23 protein-coding genes are annotated in these 24,365 nt (G+C 60.8%); 12 read left to right on the top strand and 11 right to left on the bottom strand.

Features of this window, described 5'->3' with window-relative positions; translation table 11 throughout:
• Nucleotides 1–123: 123 nt before the first annotated feature.
• On the top strand, nt 124–315 hold the full coding sequence (locus MRY17_RS20125) for a DUF1289 domain-containing protein (RefSeq protein WP_181285226.1): 192 nt from the start codon (nt 124–126) through the stop codon (nt 313–315).
• Nucleotides 316–459: 144 nt separating this feature from the next.
• Nucleotides 460–1,671: a 23S rRNA pseudouridine(2605) synthase RluB gene (rluB, locus tag MRY17_RS20120; protein ID WP_191955988.1), complete on the top strand. Its 1,212-nt coding sequence runs from the start codon at nt 460–462 to the stop codon at nt 1,669–1,671.
• A gap of 199 nt (nt 1,672–1,870) precedes the next feature.
• Here the strand turns inward: rluB and MRY17_RS20115 are convergent, their stop codons facing one another.
• Both MRY17_RS20115 and MRY17_RS20110 read right to left on the bottom strand, forming a co-directional pair.
• Nucleotides 1,871–2,830: a leucyl aminopeptidase gene (locus tag MRY17_RS20115; RefSeq protein ID WP_243352747.1), complete on the bottom strand. Its 960-nt coding sequence runs from the start codon at nt 2,828–2,830 to the stop codon at nt 1,871–1,873.
• A gap of 73 nt (nt 2,831–2,903) precedes the next feature.
• Nucleotides 2,904–3,041 carry a hypothetical protein gene (locus MRY17_RS20110; RefSeq protein WP_003237751.1) on the bottom strand — a complete coding sequence of 46 codons (138 nt, stop codon included), beginning with the start codon at nt 3,039–3,041 and terminating at the stop codon, nt 2,904–2,906.
• A gap of 648 nt (nt 3,042–3,689) precedes the next feature.
• Here MRY17_RS20110 and MRY17_RS20105 point away from each other — a divergent pair.
• Together MRY17_RS20105 and arfB are read left to right on the top strand one after the other, a co-directional pair.
• Nucleotides 3,690–5,111 (top strand): amino acid permease, encoded by a 1,422-nt coding sequence (locus tag MRY17_RS20105; RefSeq protein WP_243352746.1) that lies wholly within the window; start codon nt 3,690–3,692, stop codon nt 5,109–5,111.
• 111 nt (nt 5,112–5,222) lie between these two features.
• Nucleotides 5,223–5,636 (top strand): alternative ribosome rescue aminoacyl-tRNA hydrolase ArfB, encoded by a 414-nt coding sequence (gene arfB / locus MRY17_RS20100; protein ID WP_181285222.1) that lies wholly within the window; start codon nt 5,223–5,225, stop codon nt 5,634–5,636.
• Here the strand turns inward: arfB and MRY17_RS20095 are convergent.
• The 3 genes from MRY17_RS20095 to MRY17_RS20085 all read right to left on the bottom strand — a co-directional run bounded on the left by MRY17_RS20095 (nt 5,633) and on the right by MRY17_RS20085 (nt 7,731).
• Nucleotides 5,633–6,829 (bottom strand): MFS transporter, encoded by a 1,197-nt coding sequence (locus tag MRY17_RS20095; protein ID WP_243352745.1) that lies wholly within the window; start codon nt 6,827–6,829, stop codon nt 5,633–5,635. The genes arfB and MRY17_RS20095 overlap by 4 nt on opposite strands.
• A gap of 103 nt (nt 6,830–6,932) precedes the next feature.
• Entirely contained in the window at nt 6,933–7,103 is a 171-nt protein-coding gene (locus MRY17_RS20090; RefSeq protein WP_191955986.1) for a hypothetical protein, read from the bottom strand.
• A gap of 316 nt (nt 7,104–7,419) precedes the next feature.
• Nucleotides 7,420–7,731, bottom strand: coding sequence for a DUF962 domain-containing protein (locus MRY17_RS20085; RefSeq protein ID WP_104504517.1), 312 nt, complete (start codon nt 7,729–7,731; stop codon nt 7,420–7,422).
• Between the two features lie 161 nt (nt 7,732–7,892).
• On the opposite strand from MRY17_RS20085, the gene MRY17_RS20080 reads away from it, so the two are divergent.
• Nucleotides 7,893–8,951, top strand: coding sequence for an AraC family transcriptional regulator (locus tag MRY17_RS20080; protein WP_243352744.1), 1,059 nt, complete (start codon nt 7,893–7,895; stop codon nt 8,949–8,951).
• Here MRY17_RS20080 and MRY17_RS20075 read toward each other — a convergent pair.
• The 6 genes from MRY17_RS20075 to MRY17_RS20050 form a co-directional block, all read right to left on the bottom strand.
• On the bottom strand, nt 8,908–10,362 hold the full coding sequence (locus MRY17_RS20075) for a TrkH family potassium uptake protein (protein WP_181285219.1): 1,455 nt from the start codon (nt 10,360–10,362) through the stop codon (nt 8,908–8,910). The two genes, MRY17_RS20080 and MRY17_RS20075, sit on opposite strands and share 44 nt — an antisense overlap.
• 748 nt (nt 10,363–11,110) lie before the next feature.
• Entirely contained in the window at nt 11,111–12,451 is a 1,341-nt protein-coding gene (locus MRY17_RS20070) for an imelysin family protein (protein WP_181283301.1), read from the bottom strand.
• Between the two features lie 127 nt (nt 12,452–12,578).
• Nucleotides 12,579–14,630 carry a putative bifunctional diguanylate cyclase/phosphodiesterase gene (locus MRY17_RS20065; RefSeq protein WP_191956776.1) on the bottom strand — a complete coding sequence of 684 codons (2,052 nt, stop codon included), beginning with the start codon at nt 14,628–14,630 and terminating at the stop codon, nt 12,579–12,581.
• 204 nt (nt 14,631–14,834) lie between these two features.
• On the bottom strand, nt 14,835–15,020 hold the full coding sequence (locus tag MRY17_RS20060; protein ID WP_181283303.1) for a hypothetical protein: 186 nt from the start codon (nt 15,018–15,020) through the stop codon (nt 14,835–14,837).
• 152 nt (nt 15,021–15,172) lie between these two features.
• The gene (locus tag MRY17_RS20055; RefSeq protein ID WP_003175739.1) at nt 15,173–15,769 is read right to left on the bottom strand and encodes a superoxide dismutase; all 597 of its coding nucleotides are present in this window, start codon (nt 15,767–15,769) and stop codon (nt 15,173–15,175) included.
• 177 nt (nt 15,770–15,946) lie between these two features.
• The gene (locus MRY17_RS20050; RefSeq protein WP_181283305.1) at nt 15,947–16,549 is read right to left on the bottom strand and encodes a LysE/ArgO family amino acid transporter; all 603 of its coding nucleotides are present in this window, start codon (nt 16,547–16,549) and stop codon (nt 15,947–15,949) included.
• Between the two features lie 100 nt (nt 16,550–16,649).
• On the opposite strand from MRY17_RS20050, the gene MRY17_RS20045 reads away from it, so the two are divergent.
• The 7 genes from MRY17_RS20045 (at nt 16,650) to MRY17_RS20015 (ending at nt 24,365) form a co-directional block, all read left to right on the top strand.
• On the top strand, nt 16,650–17,543 hold the full coding sequence (locus tag MRY17_RS20045; protein ID WP_181283306.1) for a LysR family transcriptional regulator ArgP: 894 nt from the start codon (nt 16,650–16,652) through the stop codon (nt 17,541–17,543).
• 52 nt (nt 17,544–17,595) lie between these two features.
• Nucleotides 17,596–18,594, top strand: coding sequence for an NAD-dependent epimerase/dehydratase family protein (locus tag MRY17_RS20040; RefSeq protein ID WP_181283307.1), 999 nt, complete (start codon nt 17,596–17,598; stop codon nt 18,592–18,594).
• Between the two features lie 127 nt (nt 18,595–18,721).
• Nucleotides 18,722–19,546 (top strand): ATPase, encoded by an 825-nt coding sequence (locus MRY17_RS20035; protein ID WP_181283308.1) that lies wholly within the window; start codon nt 18,722–18,724, stop codon nt 19,544–19,546.
• A 264-nt stretch (nt 19,547–19,810) separates the two neighbouring features.
• Nucleotides 19,811–21,070 carry an AGE family epimerase/isomerase gene (locus MRY17_RS20030; protein WP_181283309.1) on the top strand — a complete coding sequence of 420 codons (1,260 nt, stop codon included), beginning with the start codon at nt 19,811–19,813 and terminating at the stop codon, nt 21,068–21,070.
• Nucleotides 21,071–21,174: 104 nt separating this feature from the next.
• Nucleotides 21,175–22,461 carry an ABC transporter substrate-binding protein gene (locus MRY17_RS20025; RefSeq protein WP_181283310.1) on the top strand — a complete coding sequence of 429 codons (1,287 nt, stop codon included), beginning with the start codon at nt 21,175–21,177 and terminating at the stop codon, nt 22,459–22,461.
• 157 nt (nt 22,462–22,618) lie between these two features.
• Nucleotides 22,619–23,527 carry a carbohydrate ABC transporter permease gene (locus MRY17_RS20020; protein WP_057723789.1) on the top strand — a complete coding sequence of 303 codons (909 nt, stop codon included), beginning with the start codon at nt 22,619–22,621 and terminating at the stop codon, nt 23,525–23,527.
• Nucleotides 23,520–24,365 carry a carbohydrate ABC transporter permease gene (locus MRY17_RS20015; protein WP_057723788.1) on the top strand — a complete coding sequence of 282 codons (846 nt, stop codon included), beginning with the start codon at nt 23,520–23,522 and terminating at the stop codon, nt 24,363–24,365. The genes MRY17_RS20020 and MRY17_RS20015 overlap by 8 nt, the downstream gene beginning before the upstream one ends.

The following is a 24,365-nucleotide window of genomic DNA, read 5'->3' as shown; positions in this document are numbered from 1 at the left end:
ATCCAATGTGGGAGGGGGCTTGCCCCCGATTGCAGTGTGTCAGTCAGCACAACCATCACTGATACACCGCAATCGGGGGCAAGACCCCTCCCACATTTTGATCGCCGTTGTCCGAGAGCAACTATGACTTCGACCAAAGACCCCTGCATCAGCCTCTGCAAGTTCAGCGACGACATCTGCGTCGGCTGCGGCCGCAGCAAGCGCGAAATTCGCGCCTGGAAGAAGCTCGACAAAGTCGACAAGCGCACGGTGCTGGCCGAAGCCGAGCTGCGCTTGCTGGCCCTGGGCGCCACCGGTCGGCGGAAAAGCAAATGATTGTGCCTGGATCGACTAGTCTCTGATGCGCAACGCGCGGCATGCGCGTATGATTCGCGACCCTTTGCCGACCTATTCGGCCAAAGCCCTGCTTTCAACACTCTTCAGGCCACGCCTGAATCGACCCACCGGGAGGTGCTTAAGATGAACGACAAAGACCAGAACGACAGCCAGGAAATCGGCCCAGCAGGCGAAAAACTGCAAAAGGTGCTGGCACGTATCGGCGTGGGCTCGCGCCGCGACGTCGAAGCCTGGATCACCCAGAAACGCATCAAGGTCAACGGCGTCGAGGCCACCCTCGGCCAGCGCGTCGACCTGCACGATGCGATCACCATCGATGGCAAGGTCATCAAGCGCGAAGAAGCCGCCGAATCGGTACGCCGCGTGATCATGTACAACAAGCCCGATGGCGAGATCTGCACCCGTGACGACCCGGAAGGCCGTCCGACCGTGTTCGACAAGATGCCCAAGCCCAAAGAGGGCCGGTGGATCAATATCGGTCGCCTGGACATCAATACCACCGGTTTGCTGATGTTCACCACCGACGGTGAATTGGCCAACCGCCTGATGCACCCGTCCTACGAGATGGACCGCGAATACGCCGTGCGCGTACGCGGTGAAGTCGATGACGAGATGATCGAGCGCTTGAAAGCCGGTGTGGTCCTGGAAGACGGCCCGGCCAAGTTCACCGACATCAAGCAGGCGCCGGGTGGCGAAGGGTTCAACCACTGGTACCACTGCGTGGTGATGGAAGGCCGCAACCGTGAAGTCCGTCGCCTGTGGGAATCCCAGGGCCTGGTGGTGAGCCGCCTCAAACGCGTGCGGTTCGGCCCGGTGTTCCTCAATTCCGACCTGCCGATGGGCCGCTGGCGCGAAATGAGCCAGTACGAAGTCGACATCCTCAGCGCCGAAGTCGGCCTGACGCCGGTCGCCATGCCGCAGATGAACGCCAAGAGCAAAGACAAGCTTGAGCGTATGCAGCGTAAATCGTCGCGCCCTGTGCCGCGCACCGAGCGTGTTGCCCGCACCTTGCGCCCGGCCTTGAATGCACCGGCAACCGGCGGCCGCATCTCCCGTGAGCCGCAGATCGAAGGTGAACGCCGCCCAACCGCGCCATCGCGTCAGGAAGGCGAGCGTGCTCCACGCACCCCGCGTCCGGCTCCGGCGGGTGGTCGCAGCAACCGTGGTGAAACCGATCGCCCCGCCGACAACGCCAGCACCAAACGTCCGGCCAAGCCTTCGGCGAACAAGCGCCCTGGCCCGAAACTGGTCGCTGACGAGCCGTCGGGCAAGCGCCGTGGCGCGCCGGCTGGTTCCGGCCAACGTCCGGGGTTTGGTCGCAAGAAGCCGCAGTGATGTTTTAAGCGCTGCATAAAAACGCCAACCCCTAGGGTTGGCGTTTTTTTTGCGCTCTGAATTTGAAATGCTATCAAGTGTGGGAGGGGGCTTGCCCCCGATAGCGGTGAATCAGTGACAGATACTGAGGCTGACACACTGCAATCGGGGGCAAGCCCCCTCCCACATTTTGAACTTCATTTGATTCAAAATCGGGTGCTCAAAAGGCAAACGTCCCGTCAAACACCGGCTTGTCATCCAACGCCAACACCCCGCTGGCGAAGATCAGGTCCAGGTGATGACTGCCTTTCTGCCCGCCCCCCAAGCCCAGGTGCAACCCGCAATGGCGCTCTTCAAAGCCGGCATTGCGCGCATACAGATCCTTCACGCCTTCATTGGTGCCAATCCCCAGTTCTTCCACGCGGCGGTTGGACGGGTTGGCGTTCAGGTACTTGTTGAAGTCATCCACCAGCCCCGGCACGTCGCTGGCCACGCTGCAGATGGTGGAGTTCTCTATCCACAGTTCCAGCGGGGACTCCAGCACGCCGTATTTACGCGCAAAGGGGATGGTGCTGAGGAACGTCCCGACAAACCGTACTTGCCCGTTGATGGCTTCGCTGTGGGTAGCGATCTCGCCAGGGGCCAGGTCGTGGTTGCCGACGCCGTTGATATTGGTCCACTTCTTGATGCTGCTCATCGGCGCTTCAAGGCGTGAGCCGTGTTTGTCGGTGAAGCTCAGCACGGTGGCCTCGGACATACGCCGGATCAAGGTGGCATTGAGGTCGGCAATGCGCTGCGGTTCGACGCTGAAGGTGTCGTAGAAGTAGTCGCCGTAGTCCTTGAACAACAGCGATTTTTTCCAGTGTTCGGCCATGACCCCCTGCAGCGCGCGGATAAAATCCGGGCCTTCTGCGCGTGGGTTGGGCAGGGTCGAGGAATCGTAGAGAAACAGGTACAAGTCGCAGGCTTCGATGACCTGGGCCAGGGATTCGCTGGCGCTCAGGTCCAGGCGCTGTACCTGGAAATTGAACCGGGCGGCGCTGCCCTGGGTGATTGCCTGGGCGATGGCGTCGTAGCGTTCGGTGTGGCCCAGCAGCACGGTAGGGCGGCTCAGGCCTTCGAGGGCCGGGTGGTGAGCGAGGTAGTAGAGGAAGTGTTCGACGGCGCGGGCCTTGTCCATGACGGGTGTCCTTCGGTGCCTTGGGTAAGGGGGCAGGTGCCGTGCACGGCACCTGCCGGATGCCTGCCGGGTGTTAGAACGGCCACATCGCGGTGCCAAATGGCACAACGGCATCGGCTTGCATCATTTCAACGGCGGCCTCATGGGTCGGCGCTTCAAACCAATCGTCGAGTTGCAGTTCGGTTTCCAGGTCTTTTTCCAGTGCTTGCATGGTGTATCTCCTAGAGGACGTTGTTTGAGAACGGCTTGCCAGCGGGCTTCGCGGGCAAGTGCAGAGAACCTAGGAGAGAGTGTTTCAAAATGCAAAATAATTATTGACACGGTCTCATTTGGATTTTTTCTTCGGTTTTTTTGACGCTATTTTTTATTGAAGAAAAACAGTTGATTGGCTGAACCGATTCTTCAGTCAGGCCCGACTGACAATTTTCCGTAAACCGTCATTTGAGGCTGACCGTAAAGCCAATTTTCCGGCTTGTAACGTCAGGTTTACACTGTTTGCCTGCCAACCTTGGGTGGAAAATCCCTGTAAGGAATCCCTGACAGATTGTCGGGTGCGCGTTTGTGGTGCGTGCCGAACCTGTCGAGCGGTGTACAATGCGCCGCGTTTTACTGTGACCCCCCTTGCGTATCCGCGCAAAGGCCAAGACCTCAGGGGCTCAATCGCCCTGATCACTCCGCCCGGTCACGAGCCAGGCGGGTTCGATTTCGTCACAGATAAAAACAAACAGGTGACGCATGACCGCTAGAAAGACGCTGTACTCCTGGTGCCTGCGCTGGGGTTTGAGCGGCGCTGCTTGAGTCGGTATTCAAGGCAGCAACCTGCATTCAACCTCTTCAAACCTTGCGTGAGACCCTTTTCATGAGTGGACCCCATTCCTCTTCAGGCGAGCTGAAACGCGGCCTGAAAAATCGGCATATCCAGTTGATCGCCCTCGGTGGCGCCATCGGCACCGGCTTGTTCCTTGGCTCGGCCGGGGTACTCAAGTCCGCCGGCCCGTCGATGATCCTGGGCTATGCCATCTGCGGCTTTATTGCCTTCATGATCATGCGCCAGCTTGGCGAAATGATCGTCGAAGAGCCGGTTGCCGGCTCCTTCAGCCATTTTGCCCACAAATACTGGGGCGGTTTCGCCGGTTTCCTGTCGGGCTGGAACTGCTGGATCCTGTACATTCTGGTGGGGATGTCAGAGCTGACCGCGGTCGGTAAATACGTGCACTACTGGTGGCCGGAGATCCCGACCTGGGTTTCGGCGGCGGCGTTCTTCGTGCTGATCAACCTGATCAACCTGGCCAACGTCAAAGTCTTTGGTGAGGCCGAGTTCTGGTTCGCCATCATCAAGGTGGTGGCGATTGTCGGCATGATCGCCCTGGGCAGCTACCTGCTGGTCAGCGGCAGCGGCGGGCCACAGGCTTCGGTGACCAACCTGTGGGACCATGGCGGCTTCTTCCCCCATGGCGTGGGTGGATTGGTGATGGCCATGGCGATCATCATGTTTTCCTTCGGCGGCCTGGAAATGCTCGGCTTCACCGCTGCCGAAGCGGACCAGCCGCGCACCGTGATCCCCAAGGCGATCAATCAGGTGATCTACCGCATCCTGATTTTCTACATCGGCGCGTTGGTGGTGCTGTTGTCGCTGACCCCGTGGGACAGCCTGCTGGTCACCCTTAACGCCTCCGGCGATCCCTACAGTGGCAGCCCGTTCGTACAGGTGTTCTCGATGCTGGGCAGTAAAACTGCCGCGCATATCCTCAACTTCGTGGTGTTGACCGCAGCGTTGTCGGTGTACAACAGCGGCACCTATTGCAACAGCCGCATGCTGTTGGGCATGGCCGAGCAGGGCGATGCGCCCAAGGCCCTGGCGAAGATCGACAAGCGCGGTGTCCCGGTGCGTTCGATCCTGGCGTCGGCGGCGGTCACCCTGGTGGCGGTGCTGATGAACTACTTCGTCCCGCAGCACGCGCTGGAGTTGCTGATGTCACTGGTGGTGGCCACGTTGGTGATCAACTGGGCGATGATCAGCTTTTCCCACTTCAAGTTCCGCCAGCACATGAACCGTACCGGCCAGGTGCCGTTGTTCAAGGCGCTGTGGTATCCGTATGGGAATTTCATCTGCCTGGCGTTCGTGGTGTTTATCCTGGTGATCATGCTGATGATTCCGGGGATTCAGGTGTCGGTGTATGCGATTCCGGTGTGGGTGGCGTTTATGGCGGTGTGCTACTGGATCAAGAACAAGCGCAAGGCGCAGTACGCCTTGACGACGGCGGCCTTGACGGCAAAATAGTCGCTGCGCCAGGCACTCAATTGTGGGGGCGGGCTTGCTCCCACAATTGGACCGCGCTCGACTAAACGCGCGTATCCTTGAAAGCCCACTCTGCCACGGTCCGCGTTCTCCATGCTGGTGATTTCCAACACTGTCCACCTGCCCGATACCGAAATCGAGCTGACCGCCATTCGCGCCCAGGGCGCCGGCGGGCAGAACGTCAACAAGGTGTCGAGTGCGGTGCACCTGCGTTTTGATATTCCGGCGTCGTCGCTGCCGGAGTTTTACAAGGAACGGTTGCTGGCTCTGCGCGACAGCCGTATCACCAGTGAGGGCGTGCTGGTGCTCAAGGCCCAGCAATATCGCACCCAGGAACAGAATCGCGCCGACGCGCTCGAGCGCCTGGTGGAGTTGATCCTCAGCGCCACCAAGGTGGAGAAGAAGCGCCGCCCGACCAAGCCGACCCTGGGCTCGAAAAAACGTCGTCTCGAATCCAAGACCAAGCGTGGCAGCATCAAGGCCGGGCGCGGCAAGGTCGACTTCTAGTCCCGGCGTGCTTCGCGAGCCTTGGGCGCCTGGCGATACAGGTACACACTCAGCAGCAGACCACCCAGGGCGGCGAGGGCGGCGAACAGGAAGATCGACCCAAAACCGAAGCCTGCCGCCACGGCCCCGGCCAATGGCCCGGTGATACCCAGGGATAAATCGATAAACAACGAATAAGCCCCCACCGCCGAACCTCGGCTGGAGGCCGGCACCAGGTTGACCGCTTCCACCCCCAGCGCCGGAAAGACCAGGGAAAAGCCAAACCCGCTCAACGCCGCGCCCGCGAGGGCCAGGTTGGCGTCCGGCGCCAGCCACAGCAACAGCAGCCCGAGGATCTCAACCGACAGGCAGGCAATCGCCACGCGAAACCCGCCGATCCGGTTGATCAGGTTGCCGAACAGCAGGCGCGCGCCGATAAAGCTGGCGCCGAACAGGCTCAATGCCCACACCGCGTTATCCCAGTGCTGGGTGGTGTAATACAGCGTGATAAAGGTCGCGATGGTGCCAAAGCCGATGGAACCCAACGCCAGCGCGCAGCCATGGGGCAATACCCGGCCCAGCACGTTCATGAACGGCAGGCGCACGCCGGTGACGATTGGCGCGGCGACTTTGTTCCAGGCCAGCAGCAGGCCGACTGCCGCCAGCAGGACAATGCTGACGCCCATGCTCCACAGCCCGAACTGTCGGACCAGCACTACGCCCAGCGGCGCACCGACCGCCAGGGCGCCGTAGCTGGCGATGCCGTTCCAGGAGATGACCTTGGCGGTGTTCACCGCACCGACCCGGCCAATGCCCCAACCGATGGCGCCCGAGCCCACCAGGCTTTCGGCACTGCCCAATACCAGACGCCCGATCAGCAGGCTACCCAGGCTCAAGGCCGGCAGGCTTGAAAACCACGCGGCGAGCAGCATGAACACACCGCTTAAACCACACCCCGCCAAACCGATCAGCACCGCGCGCTTGCTGCCCAGGTTATCGATGATTTTGCCCGCGTACGGGCGACTCAGCAGGGTGGCCAGGTATTGCACGCTGATCACCAGGCCGGCAACCACCGCGCCATAGCCCAGTTCGCTGTGGACATAGCCCGGCAAGACCGCCAGAGGGATGCCGATATTCAGGTAGCCGATGAAGGTGAACAGCACGATGGAAACAACTTGCAGCGTGACCGCCATGGGGCGCTGGGTATCTGGCATGGGAGAGGTCCACTGTCGCAGCAGGTAAAGATAGGCTGCTAATGATACCGGTGGTTGGGCTCGCGCAGGGCGCTAAAGCGCAAAAACATCAGCTCAGGACGCTTCAGGCTTGTGCGGGGGCCAGCAATTGGGTGGTGACCAGGGCGGCCAGGGCGTTTTCCTGGGTGCCGAAGCGCTTGAGCAACGCGGCTTGTTTGTCCGCGCTGAGGCGGTTCCAGACCTCGACCATCTGCAGGGCAGTGTCGAGTACGGCGGTATCGGGGGTGTCGGTCATTGCGGGGTCTCGAATGATTCAGGCAGTGTGGAAAGCGCTCAAAGTTGCGCTTTCCACACGGTCTGGTACGGCGTCAGTCCTGGCTTTCGCGGTCGACTGGTTTTGCTTCTTTGGACTCGGGCCGGGTGTCGCTGGCCTGTTGCGGTGCTGGCTGCTCTGTAGGGTGCAGGCTTGGGAAGGGGAGATTAGGTATCTCGTGCATCGTCGTCGCTCCTCGCAAGGTCTGTTTTTTCAATCGCAGGTGATTCCGCGCTTTCAAAAAGCCTTGGCAGGATACAGCACTGTAAATGACAAATAGACTTTTATATCGATGAAACTAGAACGGCACCTTGCCCAGAATCATGTCGCGGTACATCACAAAATCACCGAGCAGGCTGTAAAACGGGTGCTGGAAAGTGGCCGGACGGTTCTTCTCAAAGAAGAAATGTCCGATCCAGGCAAAGCTGTAGCCGGCGATCGGCACGGCCAGCAACAGGCCCGGCGAGCCTCGGCCGATGGCGTAGGCCAGAATGCCGATCACCAGTGTAGTGCCGATAAAATGCAGGCGCCGACAGGTGCTGTTGCCGTGCTCGGCCAGGTAATACGGGTAGAACTCGGCGAAGCTGTTGAACCGCTTGACGTTTTCCACGGTGGCAGGCCCTCTGGTTGATGTGCCGCCCAATAGCCGCTCGGCGGGCAGCCTGTTTGAGTCTAGAGTGAACGGTGGTTACAGCCAGTGACAATAGATGCCACTTTAGTATCCTTGGCCTGCCGGCTGCCATTTTGGCCCGCTTTATTCAAGAAGACGCCATGAGCGAACGAACAACCTCTGCAAGCTGGGCGATGGGGATAGTCAAGGCTCTGGAAATGGACGGTCTGGATTGCCGGGCCCTGTTCAAACAACTGGGGCTGGACTATGCCGCCCTCAGCGATCCCGACGCGCGTTTTGCGCAGGATGCCATGACCCGTTTGTGGCAGCGCGCGGTGGCGTTGTCGGGCAATCCGGCGATTGGTCTGAACATGGGCAAAGTGGCGCGCCCTGCATCGTTTCATGTTGCCGGTTATGCGTTGATGTCCAGCAATACCCTGGCCGAAGGTTTCAGGCGCCTGGTGCGTTACCAGCGCATCATCGCCGAAAGTGCCGACTTGAGTTTCCGCCTGTTACCCGAGGGTTATGCGCTGATTCTGACCGTGCACGGCGATCACCTGCCGCCTACCCGGCAGAGCGCCGAGGCCTCGCTGGCCAGCGCGTTGGCGCTGTGCGGCTGGCTCACCGGGCGCACCCTGCAACCGCATAAGGTGATGCTGCAGGGCGATCAACCGGCCGATCTGGCGCCTTATAAGGAGGTTTTCCATGCGCCGCTGCAATTCAATGCGCCGTACGACGCGCTGATTTTCGAGCAGGCCGACATGGATGCGCCATTACCCACGGCCAATGAAGCCATGGCGCAGTTGCACGATCGTTTTGCCGGCGAATACCTGGCGCGCTTCTCCGAAAGCCGCGTGACCCACAACGCACGGCAGGTGCTGTGCCGCCTGCTGCCCCAGGGTGAACCCAAGCGCGAAGTGGTGGCGCAGACGTTGCACCTGTCCCAGCGTACCTTGCAGCGGCGTTTGCAGGAGGAGGGCACCAGCTTCCAGGCCCTGCTCGACGACACCCGTCGTGAGCTGGCCGAGCAATACCTGGCTCAGCCGAGCATGACCTTGCTGGAAATTGCCTACCTGTTGGGGTTCGCCGATCCCAGCAACTTCTTTCGCGCGTTTCGCCGCTGGTTCGACGCCACGCCCGGCGAATACCGAGCGCGATTGCAGCAGACGTCGACCGTCAGTGACGCCAGAACGCCGGAATACACAGCACAAACACCGTAATGATTTCCAGCCGCCCCAACAGCATGCCCAGCGACAGAATCCACTTGGCCGCATCCGGCAGGCTGGCGAAGTTGCCGGCCGGGCCGATGGTTTCACCCAAGCCGGGGCCGACGCCGGACACGGTGCTGGCCGCGCCGGTCAACGCGGTCATCCAGTCCAGGCCCAGCAGTGACAGGGCCAGCGCGATGGCGCAAATGGTGATGGCGAAGAAAAACGAAAACGTCAGGATCGAGCGTACGATTTCCTCGTCGAGACGGTGGCCGTTGTACTTCTGTTTGATCACCGCGCGCGGGTGAATCAACTGATTAAGGTTGGCCTTGAGCAGGATATAGGCAACCTGGAAGCGGAAGATCTTGATCCCGCCGGCGGTTGAGCCCGAACAACCACCGATAAAGCCCAGGTAGAAGAACAGCATCAGTGAGAAGTTGCCCCAGAGGCTGTAGTCCCCCAGTGCGAAACCGGTGGTGGTCACCACCGAGGTGACGTTCAGCGCCACGTGGCGCAGGGCGTCCAGCCAGTGCAGGTTGGTGGTCCACCAATACCAGGTGCCGAGCACCAGCCAGGTCACCACCAGCAGGCCGAGCAAACCCTGCACCTGCTGGTCCTTGATCAGCGCCCTACGGTTGCCGCGCAAGGTCGCCACGTACAGGGTGAACGGCAAGCTGCCCAGGATCATCACCACCACCGCCACCCAGTGCACCGCCGGTTGCTTCCAGTGCGCCAGGGATTCATCTGAGGTGGAAAACCCGCCGGTGGAAATCGCCGACATGGCGTGGTTGATCGCATCGAACAGCCCCATCCCGGCCCACCAGAACGCCAGGCTGCCGAGAATCGTGATGCCCACATACGCCGCCACGATCAGCCGCGCGACCATATGGGAGCGCGGCATGACCTTTTCCGAGCGGTCCGACGATTCGGTCTGGAACAGGCGCATGCCGCCGATACGCAGCAGCGGCAAGATCGCCACCGCCATGCCGATAAAGCCGATACCGCCGAGCCAGTGCAACAGCGAGCGCCAGATCAGGATGCCCGGCGACATGCTGTCCAGCCCGCTCAACACCGTGGAGCCGGTGGCCGTGATGCCGGACATGCTTTCAAAAAACGAGTCGGTGTAGCTGATGTGTTGAGTCAGCAGGAACGGCAGCGCCGCGAAGATGCACACCACTACCCAACTGGTGACGGTCAGCAGGTACATGTCCCGCGGGCGCAGGTGCACATGTTCCGGGCGCCCGGGTATGACCAGGGCCAGGCCGGCGATAAAGGTGATCATGCTGGCCCACAGGAACGACGGCAGGTCGCTGGTGCGTTCGAAGATCACCAGGGTGGCCATGGGCACGACCATGGCGATCGCAAGCGTGATCAGGAAGATGCCGATGATGAAACCGATGATGCGCAGGGTCGGCAACGCCATGAAGTTCGCTCGGATGGTGTGGGCAGAGGCGCCATTCTACCTGCGGTGCAGGTCTTGTAAACCGAGGGTTGGAGCAACATGTGGGAGGGGGCTTGCCCTAATACCGATCAGTTAGCGCAGAGCCCCTGTGGGAGGGGCTTGCCCCCGATGGCGGCCTCAGGACCGACCAGGATGTTGGATCGATCCCGGTTCAAATGTGGGAGGGGGCTTGCCCCCGATGGCGGCCTCTGGGCCGACCAGGATGATGGATCAGATCGCGTACATATCCGTTTCTACGGTAACGGCCACTTAGGGTTCCGCCCTGACGGCGGGTCACTTTGGAAAAGCCCCAAAGTAACCAAAGGGCTCTTGCCCCACCACTCGGCACCTCGCCCAGGCTCGGTGTGCCCGAACGCAGGCTTGAATCCGTGGGCCGCCGCCACGCGCCATCCATGGCGCGGGGCGGCTAACCCGGCGTCCTGCCGGGTTGCCCACGGATTCAAGCCTGCGTTCGGCCAGCGTGGTTTAACGGGGCGCCTGAGATCAAGATCAAAAGCAGATCAAGATCAAGATCAAGAGCGACTCGCTTCGCATCGTGGTTACGGGTGGGCGCTGCTGAGTTGTGTAGGTACCTATGTCCCGATAGCAGAGTGTCAGTCGGTCAATTCCTGGCTGATACACCGCTATCGGGGGCAAGCCCCCTCCCACAGGGGATCTGCGGTGTATGAAAAAGGCGACCCGAAGGTCGCCTCGTTCAACTGCGCCTTGATCAGAACTCGTGATCGGCGCTGTCCGGGTTCAGGTCGCTGATGCCAAGCTTGCCCGCGGCGGCTTCGATCGAACCGGTCTGCTTGACCAGCGCAGCGATGGCGTCACGTACGATCTGGTTACCCGCGTCGTTACCGGCCGCGATCAATTGGTCGTAATGCTCGCCCTTGGCGGCGTGGTCGACCATCACCTGGATCTTCGCTTCGGTCGCCGCCAGGTCTGCCTTGAGGGCCGCATCGGCCGCCGGGTCGGCTTTGGCGACCAGGGACGACAGGCTCGGGCCGGTCAGCTTGTTGCCGTCGACGCGGGTGTATTCGCCCAAGTAGACGTTGCGGATGCCCTTGGCGTCATAAAAGTGCGAGTAATGCGTGTTGTCGCTGAAGCAGTCCTGCTCGTCTTCCGGCGAGTTGGCTTCCAGGGAAACTTTCATGCGTTCGCCGGCCAGTTCGCCGAGGGACAGGCTGCCCATGCCGAACAACATCTTGCGCAGGCCGTCGGTGGCCGGTTCCGACTCCAGCGTGGCGCGGTAGTTGTCTTCGACGTTGGGTTTCCAGTTGCCGACCATTTCCTGCAGGTCGCTGACCAGCAGTTGGGTCACGGCGCGCAGGTAGGTGCGACGACGCTCGTTATGGCCACCGGTCGCACCGTCACCGGTCATGTAGTCCGAAGCCGGACGATTGCCCGCGCCTGGGCCGGTGCCGTTGAGGTCCTGGCCCCAGAGCAGGAATTCGATGGCGTGATAGCCGGTGGCGACGTTCGCTTCGGAGCCGCCCAGCTCATTGAGGCTGGCGAGTTTTTCCGGGGTGATTTCCTTGACGTCGACCTTGTCTTCGCCAACCTGGATTTCGTTGTTGGCGATGATATTGGCGTTGGCGCCCGGGTTACCCAAAGCGTGTTCGTAGGATTTGTCGACGTAGTCGATCAGCCCTTCGTCCAGGGGCCAGGCGTTCACCTGGCCTTCCCAGTCGTCGATGATGGTGTTGCCGAAGCGGAACACTTCACTCTGCAGGTAAGGCACGCGTGCGGCGATCCAGGCGGTGCGGGCTGCCTTGAGCGTGTCATCGTTGGGGTTGGCCAGGAAGGTGTCGATGGCGGTCTGCAGGGTTTTCGCGGTGGACTCGGCGTCGCTGTACACCGCAAACACCATGTCGGCGTAATGCGTGACCACGGCCTTGGCGGCCGCCTCATCGACCTGGCCGGCAGGCGTGGCCGCCGCTGGAGCGGTAGTGCTGGCAGCGGCAGGCGCCTGGGGCGCGGCGGCCTTGTCTTTACCTTCGCCGCAACCGGCGAGAGAAATAGCAATGGCCAGCAGACTGGCGGTGGCCAGGGGCATACGAATCATGGCGAACATCCTGCTTCGGTTGTTGATGGGGCGCACGAGGGGGCGCAAAAACTGCGACATAATGCGAAAGATTTGCATTTTGTGTAAAGGCTTATACGCGGGAAATATTTGGTATCGTTCTGCCCGCTCAAAGAATTGCCGCGTTATCGCGTTCCGATTGCTTCAGGAAAACCGCCAACTCCCGGGCCTGCAGCGGTTTGCTGTAGTGGTAACCCTGGCCTTCATGGCAACCCTCGGAAATGATGTAGGCCTCTTGTTCGGCGGTTTCCACGCCCTCGGCAATCACCTGCATGCCCAGGCTTTTGCCCAGCTGGATAATTGCCCGCACGATGGTCGCATCGTCGTCGTCGTCCAGCAGGTCCTGGACGAAGCTCTTGTCGATCTTGATCTTGTCCAGCGGCAGGCTTTTGAGGTAGCTCAGGGATGAGTAGCCGGTGCCGAAGTCATCAATGGCGATCAACGCCCCTGAGCGGCGCAGGCTCAACAGGTGCTGGGCGGCGGTGCTGATGTCTTCCATCAGGCCGGTTTCGGTGACCTCCAGCTCCAGGCTGCGCGGCGGCAGGCGGTAGATCTGCATCAGGTTGTTGACCACTCGCGGCAATTCGGTGTGGTGCAACTGCACGGTGGACAGGTTGACCGCCATGCGCAGCTCGGTGAAGCCCAAGTCATGCCATTCGCGCAGTTGGCGACACGCCTGATCCAGTACCCATTCGCCGATGGGAATGATGGTGCCGTTCTGTTCCGCCAGCGGGATGAACAGGTCTGGCGGCACCAGGCCATGTTCCGGGTGCTGCCAGCGAATCAACGCTTCTACACCGACCACGCGGTGGTCGCGATAACTGATCTGCGGTTGATACACCAGGTGAAACTGGTCGCGGCTCAAGGCATCGCGCAGGTCTTTCTCCAGCTCGCGGCGCCGACGCATTTCGCTGTCGACGCTGGCGATATAGAACTGATAGCGATTGCGCGAGCGGCTTTTGGCCAGGGTCATGGTCTGTTCGGCTTTTTGCAGCAATTTCTCGGTGCTGTCGCCGTCTTCCGGGAACAAGGTGATGCCGATGGTGGCGCGCAGGCGAATCTGGTCCTGATCCAGGGCAAACTCAGCTTCCAGGTCATCCAGGATACTTTGCGCCAGCTCGGCGGCTTCGTAGGGCTGGTCGATATCGGCTTGCACCAGGGCGAACTGGTCGCCACCCAGACGGGCGAGCGCGCCCAGGCGACCGCTGTGGGCGCGCAAGCGATCGGCCAGGGCCAGCAGCAGTTTGTCGCCATTCTGATAGGTGAACTGCTCGTTGACGCTCTTGAAATCATCCAACCCCACGCACAACACCGCCACGCGGCGCTGGCGCCGGCCGGCATCGGTCAGGATCCTGTCCAGTTGTTCCTGCAACTTCTGGCGGTTCGGCAGGCCGGTGAGAAAATCGTACTGGGCCATGCGCAACAGGCTGGACTCGGCCTCGTGACGCAGGTGGGTATTGCGCTCGATGGATTCGAGCAACTGGTTGGCGGTATTTATCCACAGCCCCAATTCGTTGCGCTCATGACCCTTGAGCTGCGGGATCTTGTGCTCGCTGGGCCGGTCCGGGTTGATCGACGCCAAGTGCTCGATAATCCGCGACAACGGTTTGGTCAGCAGCCAGTGATACACCAGGTACAACACCAGGCCCAGCGCCAGGGCGCGCAACACCCCGGAAATAAAAATAATCACTGAGCTGACAAGGAAGCCTTCGCCGTAGGTAGCGGTATCGAGGGTAATGCTCAGGTCGCCGTAATACTCGCTGTAGGGGCCCTTGCCCACCAGTGGGGTGGTGAAGGTGCGCTCCTGTCCAAGAATCAGGTCGGTCAACCAACGGCTGGAAGAGGGCTGCAAGGCGCGGCTTTTTTCCGCGAGCATGGTTTCGTTGGGGTGACCGATGGAGGCCACGCGCACGGCGTCATCCTGAAACAGCCCTTCGATCACCTGCATGCCCATTTCGCGGTCCAGGCTGTAGACGGCCTGGGTCGAGGGGTCGCGAAACATGTCGAGAATGCGTTGGGCGTCTCCCGCCACGGCCTGGCGCGTCTTGTAGGCATCGAAAACGATCTGCGCCACGCTCAGTGCCACGCCCACGATCAATGCCGAGAGCAAGACAACCCGGAGCAACTTCACCGACAAGCTGTTTTTGAGTTCCAGCTTCAAAGGGGCATTCCTTGTCTCATGCGGGTGGCCTTCAATATGCCATGAGTATTGGCAATCCCGTGGGGGCAGTCAAAGGAACATTGCGGCTTGAGACGTCTTGAAGCTGGCAACACAGAAAAAATCAGTAAAACGGCGGATCGCTCCGCCGTCTGGGTGCTTGACTTGCGCGCGGTCAGGCGAAGGCCTTTTCACACCGTGAGCGCTTCATGAATAGGCTGCAATCTCAATTTTTGGCGGCGGCGGCGGCATATTATCTTCACCCGGGCGGCCGGGTGCACTGGCACCACCGCCCTCACTGCCACCGCCACCGGCATCGGCGAGCCCGCTCATTACCCCTTTGATGAGCTGCATCACCACTGTCGCGCCTGCTTTCCCGATTTCTTCCATCATTGTTCTCCAGAAGAGCGCGAGAGGGTTATTCCTCTCACTCAGTGCGTGGCACATTCCCTTCTGCGAGTTCCATGATTCCGGATAGCTGGCTGCTTGTGAGCGCCCATGAAAAAGCCCGGCAATCGCCGGGCTCTTTCTACTGCAAGCGCTGTTTAGGCAGTGAAGGTCTTGCCTTCGAACTGCTCAGCCACGAACTTCCAGTTGACCAGGTTCCAGAACGCTTCCACATACTTCGGACGCACGTTGCGGTAGTCGATGTAGTAGGCGTGTTCCCAGACATCGCAGGTCAGCAGCGGAGTGTCGCCATTGGTCAGCGGGTTGCCGGCGCCGATGGTGCTGGCCAGGGCCAGGGAACCGTCAGCCTTTTTCACCAGCCAGCCCCAACCGGAACCGAAGGTGCCGACCGACGTCTTGGTGAACTCTTCCTTGAACTTGTCGAACGAACCGAACGCAGCGTTGATCGCCTCAGCCAGTGCGCCGGTAGGTTGGCCGCCGGCATTTGGCGCCAGGCAGTTCCAGTAGAAGGTGTGGTTCCAGACCTGAGCGGCGTTGTTGAAGATGCCGCCCGAAGAAGACTTGACGATTTCTTCCAGGGTCTTGCCTTCGAACTCGGTGCCTGGCACCAGGTTGTTCAGGTTCACGACATAGGTGTTGTGGTGCTTGTCGTGGTGATACTCCAGGGTTTCCTTGGAGATGTGCGGCTGCAGGGCATCGTGTGCGTAGGGCAGCGGCGGCAATTCGAAAGCCATGATGATTCTCCTAATCAGGTCAGTTGCGGTGAGCGCAAGGCCGATCACGGGCGGCCAAACAAGCGCCGGCGAGTCTGTACTCTTTGCGGCGCAAGTCCGGGATCATAGCACCGGGGTTGCGGCAAAACCACGCAACAACTGTGTGGGATAGAGGTTCCAGAGCCTTTTGGAATAAGTTCATGGCGAGCTTATTAATTGGTAGGCCACGCTGAACATCATCACGGCCACCAGCAGGTCCAGCAGGCGCCAGGTGGCCGGGCGCGCCAGCCAGGGGGCCAACCACGCCGCGCCGAGAGCCAGGGTGGTAAACCACAGGAACGACGCGCTGGCCGCACCGGCCACGTAGGCCCCAGGCTCAGTTTGTTGCGCGCCCAGGGAGCCGATCAGCAGCACGGTGTCCAGGTAAACATGGGGGTTGAGCAGGGTCACCGCCAGCGCGCTCAACAGCACGGCGCGCAATGAGCGGGTCTTGAGGCTGGCGTCCTGATCCAGGCTTTGTGTCGAACAGGCCCTGCGCAGCGCGCACGCGCCGTACCACAGCAGAAACGCCGCTCCGCCCCAGCGTGCCACCGCCAGCAGTATCGGGCTCTGCGCCAGCACGGTAGCCAAGCCGAACACCCCGGCCGCCACCAGCAGTGCATCGCAGATCACACACAAGGCGGCGACCGGCAAGTGATGCTCACGGCGCAGGCTTTGGGCCAGGACGAACGCATTCTGCGTGCCGATCGCCATGATCAGCCCCAGGGCAACCAGCAACCCGTTCATATAGCTTTGCCACATAGCGAAAATCCTTGAGTCATGTTCAAACGTCGCTGGCTATGGTGCCGCTCGGGCCTGTATAAGAAAAACCAATATTACTGATCGCTCATTAGGAAAACTGATGTTCGACTATAAATTGCTGTCTGCTTTGGCGGCCGTGGTGGAGCAGGCCGGCTTCGAGCGCGGCGCGCAGGTGCTCGGGCTGTCGCAGTCGGCCGTGTCCCAGCGCATCAAGTTGCTGGAGGCGCGTGTCGGCCAGCCGGTACTGGTGCGGGCGACACCACCGACCCCCACCGATATTGGCCGACGCTTGCTCAACCATGTGCAACAGGTGCGCCTGCTGGAGCGTGACCTGCAAAGCCAGGTGCCGGCATTGGACGAAGAGGGCATGCCCGAGCGCCTGCGCATCGCGCTGAATGCCGACAGCCTCGCCACGTGGTGGGCGCTGGCGGTCAGCGACTTCTGCGGTGAACAGCACTTGCTGCTGGACCTGGTGGTGGAAGACCAGACCGTGGGCCTCAAGCGCATGCGCGCCGGTGAAGTGGCGGCCTGTATCTGCGCCAGCGAGCGCCCGGTTGCCGGCGCTCGCAGCCTGGCACTTGGTGCCATGCGTTACCGCGCATTCGCCAGCCCCGCGTTCATAGCGCGGCATTTTCCGACCGGCGTGCAAGCCGATCAATTGGCCGGTACGCCGGCGCTGGTATTCGGGCCGGATGATTTCCTGCAACACCGTTACCTGGCTTCGCTCGGTGTAAATGGTGGCTTCGAGCACCATTTATGCCCGTCATCCGAAGGCTTTATCCGCTTGATGGAAGCCGGTCTTGGCTGGGGCCTGGCGCCTGAATTGCAGGTGCGCGCCGCGCTGGAAAAAGGCCTGCTGGTCGAATTGCTGCCAGATAAGCCCATCGATGTGCCGTTGTACTGGCATCATTGGCGCAGTGGCGGGCAACTGTTGGGCCTGTTGACCGAGCATCTGGCCCGGGTCTGTGGGCAGTGGTTGGTGCCCTTGAAGTGATGGCGCGCGTCAAGGCAACAGTGATGAAAAACGAAAGAACATGGGGTAGTGCATGAAAATTCTGGTCACCGGCGCAAGCGGCTTCATCGGCGGGCGCTTTGCGCGTTTCGCCCTGGAGCAGGGCCTGGACGTGCGGGTCAACGGGCGACGCGCCGAGGGTGTGGAACATCTGGTACGCCGTGGTGCCGAGTTTATCCAGGGTGATCTGAACGATGCCGACCTGGTGCGCAACCTGTGCCGTGACGTCGAGGCCGTGGTGCACTGTGCCGGTGCGGTCGGGCTATGGGGCAAGTATCAGGATTTCCATCAGGGCAATGTGCTGGTCACCGAGAACGTCGTCGAAGCGTGCCTCAAACAGCGCGTCGGGCGGCTGGTGCATCTATCATCGCCCTCCATCTATTTCGATGGACGCGACCACTTGGGGCTGACCGAAGAGCAAGTCCCCAAGCGGTTCAAGCATCCCTATGCGGCGACCAAATACCTGGCCGAGCAGAAAGTGTTCGGTGCCCAGGAGTTCGGCCTGGAAGTACTGGCCCTGCGCCCGCGTTTCGTCACGGGTGCCGGTGACATGAGCATCTTCCCGCGCCTGTTGAAAATGCAGCGCAAGAACCGCCTGGCGATCGTCGGTGACGGCCTTAACAAGGTCGATTTCACCAGCGTGCACAACCTTAACGAGGCGCTGCTCAGCAGCTTGCTGGCTCCCGGCTCCGCATTGGGCAGGGCCTATAACATCAGCAATGGCACGCCGGTGCCGGTGTGGGATGTGGTCAACTACGTGATGCGACACATGGACCTGCCTCAGGTCACTCGCTACCGCTCCTATGGCGTGTCCTACAGTGTGGCGGCGTTGAACGAGGCGTTTTGTGCGATGTGGCCGGGGCGGCCGGAGCCGTCGTTGTCGCGCCTGGGCATGCAGGTCATGAACAAGGATTTCACCCTCGACATCAGCCGGGCGCGGCATTATCTCGATTACGAGCCCAAAGTCAGTCTGTGGAGCGCCCTCGACGAATTTTGCCTGTGGTGGAAGGCTCAGGCTCCGGGCCACCCATAAGCTCACAACCGGCAACATATCGGCGACTGAACGGCGGACGACGTGTTGACCCATGCGCCGCAAGCAGGGTTTATACTCCCGCCGCTCGGCTCCTCGGCTGGCCATCTTATTGATTCAGGATAGATTCATGCGTAACGATGCTAAAGACGATTTCGACAACGTTCCCAGCCTGCGGGCAGATACCGGGGACGACGATGATTTCGTGCCGACAGCCGCCACCTCGGTGCGCTCGCGCACGACGCCTGTGGTCAAGGTTAAGAAAGCCAGCACCGGCCCGTTGTGGGCGTTGGTCGGCGCCTTGCTGATTGCCTTTGTCGGCCTGGCCTGGTGGAGCTTCCAGCAGATTTCCCTGATGGGCCAGCAATTGGTCGCCACCCAGGAAAGTTTTGCGCGTATCAGCGAAGAAGCGGCGGGGCGCCTGCAGGATATTTCCGGCAAGGTCGTGGCCAGTGAGGCCAATGTGAACAATGGCAGCGAAGCGCTGAAATTGCAGATCAAACAGCTGGAAACCCAGTTGCTCGAGCAGGGCAAGCAACAGGTGGGCGTAGCCGGCCAGGCTACCGAACTGGATCAGCGCCTGGCGCAGATGAGCGCCAGTACCGCCGAACTGACGAGCGCGAATGCCAGGTTGCAGGGCCAGGTCCAGGCCCTGACCGATGCCGTCGCCACGCTCAAGGCGGCGCAGGGCGAGATCAAGGAGCTGTCCACCGACGTGGCTGCCTTGAAGAAGCAGGGCAACCCAAGCGCAGCCATCGCCCGCCTTGAGCAGGACGTGCTGGTGCTCAAGAGTGCACAGGAAAACCAGCCCGCCAATACGGATGCGCCGACCAATAAAGAGTTCGACGTGTTCCGCATCCAGACCACGCGCAATATCACGACGTTGCAAAGCCAGGTGCAGAATTTGAACCAGCGCCTCAATGCGCCAGCGGCGGCTACGCCTCTGGGTCAATGACTGGTTCTGTGGACTGTGAATGAAATCAAACTGTGGGAGGGGGCTTGCCCCCGATAGCGGTGTGTCAGTCACCAAAATATTGACTGACTCACCACTATCGGGGGCAAGCCCCCTCCCACATTTAAACCCGTAATGGTCAAGGAAATCGCTGTTGCTCGCAGCTTTGTCACCGCCCGGTGACATTTCTTTTCCCCTTCGTTACTTGCTCCTCCCATACCCTTGTTTAGACTCCGGTCACCCCACAAAAAACAACAAGGGCCACCCATGACCACGCAACCACTGCCTGCCAGCAGTTGGCTGAACGCACCTGCCCATCACGCCTGGCTTGCGGCCGAAGGCCAGCGCCTTTTGGCCTTTGCCAAGGCGTCACGCTTGCCGGACGGCTTCGGCAATCTGGATGACAAGGGCCAACTGCCGGCCGACGCCCGCGCCGAAACCATGAACACCGCCCGCATGACCCACAGCTTCGCCATGGCCCATGCCATGGGTTTGCCGGGCTATGCCGATTTAGTCGCGCACGGCGTGGCGGCCCTGAGCGGCCCGTTACACGATAGCGAACACGGTGGCTGGTTCGCCGCGCCCGATGCCCTCGATGGCAATACCGGCAAGGCTGCTTACCTGCATGCTTTCGTGGCCCTGGCCGCCAGCTCTGCCGTGGTGGCTGGCGCGCCCGGCGCGCAAACCCTGTTGAACGATGCGGTGCATATCATCGATCAGTTCTTTTGGAGTGAGGAGGAGGGTGCCATGCTCGAATCCTTCGCCCGGGACTGGAGCGGCGTCGAAGCCTATCGCGGCGCCAACAGCAACATGCACGCCACCGAGGCCTTCCTGGCCCTGGCCGATGTGACGGGCGACACGCGCTGGCTGGACCGCGCATTGCGTATCGTCGAGCGTGTCATCCATGCCCACGCCGCCGGTAACCGCTTCATGGTGATCGAGCACTTCGATACCCAATGGAATCCGTTGCTCGGCTATAACGAAGACAACCCTGCCGATGGCTTCCGACCCTACGGCATCACCCCCGGCCACGGTTTCGAATGGGCGCGGCTGGTGCTGCACCTGGAAGCGGCGCTCCTGCAAGCCGGGCTGGCTACGCCGGACTGGCTGGTGACCGATGCCCAAGGGCTGTTTGCCAGTGCCTGCGAATACGCCTGGGCGGTCGATGGCGCGCCGGGCATTGTCTACACCCTGGACTGGAACCAGCGCCCGGTCGTTCGCGAACGCCTGCACTGGACCCATGCCGAAGCCGGCGCCGCTGCCCAGGCGCTGCTCAAGCGTACCGGCCAGTTGCATTATGAGACCTGGTACCGCCGGTTCTGGGAGTTCTGCGACACCCTCTTCATCGACCGGCTCCATGGCAGCTGGCACCACGAACTCAACCCGCACAACCAACCCAGCAGCAAAATCTGGGGCGGCAAGCCGGACCTGTACCATGCCTGGCAAGCGGTCTTGCTGCCTGCATTACCCTTGGCACCCAGCCTCGCCAGTGCATTGGGCAGCGGACTATATGTCACCAAGTGGTGACATTTGTGCGTCCCTTTGTTACCTGCGCCTGGAAAAACCCTGTTTAAACTCCGTGCAGCGCAAGCTCTAGACTTGCATGCATAACAACAAGAAAAGGTACTCAGATGAACGCGATTAATCGCCTCGCCGTTGCTATTTCCATGGCCTCGTTGTTTCCCCTCAGTGCATTTGCCGCCGACTCCAAAGGTACGGTGGAAGTGGTGCATTGGTGGACTTCAGGCGGTGAAAAGGCGGCTGTGGATGTCCTGAAGGCCCAAGTCGAGAAAGACGGCTTCACCTGGAAAGACGGTGCGGTCGCAGGTGGCGGTGGTGCCACGGCCATGACCGTGCTGAAAAGCCGCGCGGTTGCCGGCAACCCGCCTGGCGTTGCCCAGATCAAAGGCCCCGACATCCAGGAATGGGCGTCCACCGGCCTGCTCGACACCGACGTGCTCAAAGACGTCGCCAAAGAAGAAAAGTGGGACTCCCTGCTCGACAAGAAAGTCTCCGACACCGTGAAGTACGACGGTGACTACGTGGCCGTTCCGGTCAACATCCACCGCGTGAACTGGCTGTGGATCAACCCGGAAGTCTTCAAGAAAGCCGGCATCACCAAGAACCCGACCACCCTCGAAGAATTCTATGCCGCCGGCGACAAGCTGAAAGCGGCGGGCTTCATTGCGCTCGCTCACGGCGGCCAGCCTTGGCAGGACAGCACCGTGTTCGAAGCGGTGGTGCTCTCGGTAATGGGCGCCGATGGCTACAAGAAAGCCCTGGTCGACCTGGATAACGCTGCGCTGACCGGCCCGGAAATGGTCAAGTCGCTGACTGAGCTGAAAAAAGTCGCGACCTATATGGACGTCGACGGCAAAGGCCAGGACTGGAACCTGGAAGCGGGCAAGGTCATCAACGGCAAGGCCGGCATGCAGATCATGGGTGACTGGGCCAAGTCAGAATGGACCGCCGCCAAGAAAGTCGCCGGCAAGGACTACGAGTGCGTAGCCTTCCCGGGCACCGACAAAGCCTTCACCTACAACATCGACTCCCTGGCGGTGTTCAAGCAGAAAGACAAAGGCACCGCTGCCGGTCAGCAGGACATTGCCAAGGTCGTGCTGGGTGAAAATTTCCAGAAAGTCTTCAGCATCAACAAGGGTTCGATCCCTGTGCGCACCGACATGCTGACCCAGATGGACAAGCTGGGCTTCGACTCCTGTGCCCAGACAGCTGCCAAAGACTTCCTGGCAGACGCCAAGTCCGGCGGCCTGCAGCCAAGCATGGCGCACAACATGGCCACTAACCTGGCTGTGCAAGGTGCGTTCTTTGACGTGGTGACCAACTACATCAACGACCCGAAAGCCGACCCGGCCGACACGGCCAAGAAATTGGGCGCTGCGATCAAGTCGGCCAAGTAACGCTGCTATCTGTAGGAGCGAGCTTGCTCGCGAAAAACTCAAGGTCACCGCGTTCATCCTGTATGCACGCGCTATCGTTGAAGTCCTTCGCGAGCAAGCTCGCTCCTACAGGGTTCGGTTCACCTGTCAGTCCTTTTTCCCTGTACTGGATTTTCCCATGAGTTCTGTTGCTGTGTTCAGCAAGGCCTCGCCGTTCGATGCATTGCAGCGCTGGCTCCCCAAACTGGTGCTGGCGCCGAGCATGTTCATCGTGCTGGTGGGCTTTTACGGCTACATCCTGTGGACGTTCGTGCTGTCGTTCACCACCTCCACGTTCCTGCCCAGCTACAAGTGGGCGGGCCTGGCTCAATACGAGCGCTTGTTCGACAACGACCGTTGGTGGGTGGCGAGCAAGAACCTGGCCGTGTTCGGCGGCATGTTCATTGGTATCACCTTGGTGATCGGTGTGACGCTGGCGATTTTCCTCGACCAGAAAATCCGTCGCGAAGGCTTCATCCGCACCATTTACCTGTACCCGATGGCGCTCTCGATGATCGTCACCGGTACTGCGTGGAAATGGCTGCTCAACCCAGGCATGGGCCTGGACAAATTATTGCGCGACTGGGGCTGGGAAGGCTTCCGTCTCGACTGGCTGATCGACCCCGACCGCGTGATCTACTGCCTGGTGATCGCCGCTGTGTGGCAAGCCTCGGGCTTTATCATGGCGATGTTCCTGGCCGGCCTGCGCGGCGTTGATCAGTCGATCATCCGCGCCGCGCAGATCGACGGCGCGAGCCTGCCGCGCATCTACTGGAGCGTGGTGCTGCCTAGCCTGCGCCCGGTGTTCTTCAGTGCGGTGATGATCCTGGCGCACATTGCGATCAAGAGCTTCGACCTGGTGGCGGCGATGACGGCCGGCGGCCCGGGCTATTCGTCCGACCTGCCCGCCATGTTCATGTACTCGTTCACGTTCAGCCGTGGCCAGATGGGCATGGGCTCGGCCAGTGCAATCCTGATGCTCGGTGCGATCCTCGCGATCATCGTGCCGTACCTGTATTCCGAGCTGAGGACCAAGCGTAATGACTAGTCTCGCCGCTAAACCTGCCATCAGCCTGAGTCGTATCGCGATCTACGCGGTGCTGATCCTCGCGGTGCTGCTGTATCTGGTGCCGCTGGTGGTGATGCTGCTCACCAGTTTCAAGACGCCGGAAGATATCAGCACCGGCAACCTGCTGAGCTGGCCGAGCGTGGTCACCGGCATCGGCTGGGTCAAGGCCTGGACCACCGTGGATGGTTACTTCTGGAACTCGATCAAGATCACCGTGCCCGCTGTGCTGATCTCCACGGCCATCGGCGCGTTGAACGGCTACGTGCTGTCGTTCTGGCGCTTCCGTGGTTCGCAACTGTTTTTTGGTTTGCTGTTGTTCGGCTGCTTCCTGCCGTTCCAGACCGTGTTGCTGCCCGCGTCGTTCACCCTCGGCAAAATGGGCCTGGCCAACACCACCACCGGTCTGGTGTTCGTGCATGTGGTTTACGGCCTGGCGTTCACCACGCTGTTCTTCCGTAACTACTACGTGAGCATTCCGGATGCGCTGATCAAGGCGGCCCGCCTGGACGGTGCCGGTTTCTTCACCATCTTCCGTCAGATCATTCTGCCGATGTCGACGCCGATCATCATGGTCTGCCTGATCTGGCAGTTCACCCAGATCTGGAACGACTTCCTGTTCGGCGTGGTGTTTTCCAGCGGCGACTCCCAGCCCATCACGGTGGCGTTGAACAATCTGGTCAACACCAGCACCGGGGCCAAGGAATATAACGTGGATATGGCGGCGGCGATGATCGCCGGGCTGCCGACCCTGCTGGTCTATGTGATCGCAGGCAAGTATTTCGTGCGCGGCCTCACGGCCGGCGCGGTCAAGGGGTAA

It is taken from the genome of Pseudomonas orientalis, assembly GCF_022807995.1.
Taxonomy (GTDB): domain Bacteria; phylum Pseudomonadota; class Gammaproteobacteria; order Pseudomonadales; family Pseudomonadaceae; genus Aquipseudomonas; species Aquipseudomonas orientalis_B.
The sequence above is the reverse complement of the archived record's forward strand: the minus strand, read 5'-3'. Positions and strand labels throughout refer to the sequence as shown.

What these genes read in the sequence shown, in the direction of transcription:
- MRY17_RS20060 (WP_181283303.1), bottom strand. Translation starts at nt 15,020, where the DNA reads ATGATGGAAGAAATCGGGAAAGCAGGCGCGACAGTGGTGATGCAGCTC.
- MRY17_RS20025 (WP_181283310.1), top strand. Translation starts at nt 21,175, where the DNA reads ATGAACGCGATTAATCGCCTCGCCGTTGCTATTTCCATGGCCTCGTTG.
- MRY17_RS20090 (WP_191955986.1), bottom strand. Translation starts at nt 7,103, where the DNA reads ATGACCGACACCCCCGATACCGCCGTACTCGACACTGCCCTGCAGATG.
- MRY17_RS20080 (WP_243352744.1), top strand. Translation starts at nt 7,893, where the DNA reads ATGAGCGAACGAACAACCTCTGCAAGCTGGGCGATGGGGATAGTCAAG.
- MRY17_RS20035 (WP_181283308.1), top strand. Translation starts at nt 18,722, where the DNA reads ATGCGTAACGATGCTAAAGACGATTTCGACAACGTTCCCAGCCTGCGG.
- MRY17_RS20125 (WP_181285226.1), top strand. Translation starts at nt 124, where the DNA reads ATGACTTCGACCAAAGACCCCTGCATCAGCCTCTGCAAGTTCAGCGAC.
- MRY17_RS20055 (WP_003175739.1), bottom strand. Translation starts at nt 15,769, where the DNA reads ATGGCTTTCGAATTGCCGCCGCTGCCCTACGCACACGATGCCCTGCAG.
- MRY17_RS20030 (WP_181283309.1), top strand. Translation starts at nt 19,811, where the DNA reads ATGACCACGCAACCACTGCCTGCCAGCAGTTGGCTGAACGCACCTGCC.
- MRY17_RS20115 (WP_243352747.1), bottom strand. Translation starts at nt 2,830, where the DNA reads ATGGACAAGGCCCGCGCCGTCGAACACTTCCTCTACTACCTCGCTCAC.
- MRY17_RS20050 (WP_181283305.1), bottom strand. Translation starts at nt 16,549, where the DNA reads ATGTGGCAAAGCTATATGAACGGGTTGCTGGTTGCCCTGGGGCTGATC.
- MRY17_RS20105 (WP_243352746.1), top strand. Translation starts at nt 3,690, where the DNA reads ATGAGTGGACCCCATTCCTCTTCAGGCGAGCTGAAACGCGGCCTGAAA.
- MRY17_RS20110 (WP_003237751.1), bottom strand. Translation starts at nt 3,041, where the DNA reads ATGCAAGCACTGGAAAAAGACCTGGAAACCGAACTGCAACTCGACGAT.
- MRY17_RS20040 (WP_181283307.1), top strand. Translation starts at nt 17,596, where the DNA reads ATGAAAATTCTGGTCACCGGCGCAAGCGGCTTCATCGGCGGGCGCTTT.
- rluB (WP_191955988.1), top strand. Translation starts at nt 460, where the DNA reads ATGAACGACAAAGACCAGAACGACAGCCAGGAAATCGGCCCAGCAGGC.
- MRY17_RS20015 (WP_057723788.1), top strand. Translation starts at nt 23,520, where the DNA reads ATGACTAGTCTCGCCGCTAAACCTGCCATCAGCCTGAGTCGTATCGCG.
- MRY17_RS20075 (WP_181285219.1), bottom strand. Translation starts at nt 10,362, where the DNA reads ATGGCGTTGCCGACCCTGCGCATCATCGGTTTCATCATCGGCATCTTC.
- MRY17_RS20020 (WP_057723789.1), top strand. Translation starts at nt 22,619, where the DNA reads ATGAGTTCTGTTGCTGTGTTCAGCAAGGCCTCGCCGTTCGATGCATTG.
- MRY17_RS20045 (WP_181283306.1), top strand. Translation starts at nt 16,650, where the DNA reads ATGTTCGACTATAAATTGCTGTCTGCTTTGGCGGCCGTGGTGGAGCAG.
- arfB (WP_181285222.1), top strand. Translation starts at nt 5,223, where the DNA reads ATGCTGGTGATTTCCAACACTGTCCACCTGCCCGATACCGAAATCGAG.
- MRY17_RS20095 (WP_243352745.1), bottom strand. Translation starts at nt 6,829, where the DNA reads ATGCCAGATACCCAGCGCCCCATGGCGGTCACGCTGCAAGTTGTTTCC.
- MRY17_RS20070 (WP_181283301.1), bottom strand. Translation starts at nt 12,451, where the DNA reads ATGATTCGTATGCCCCTGGCCACCGCCAGTCTGCTGGCCATTGCTATT.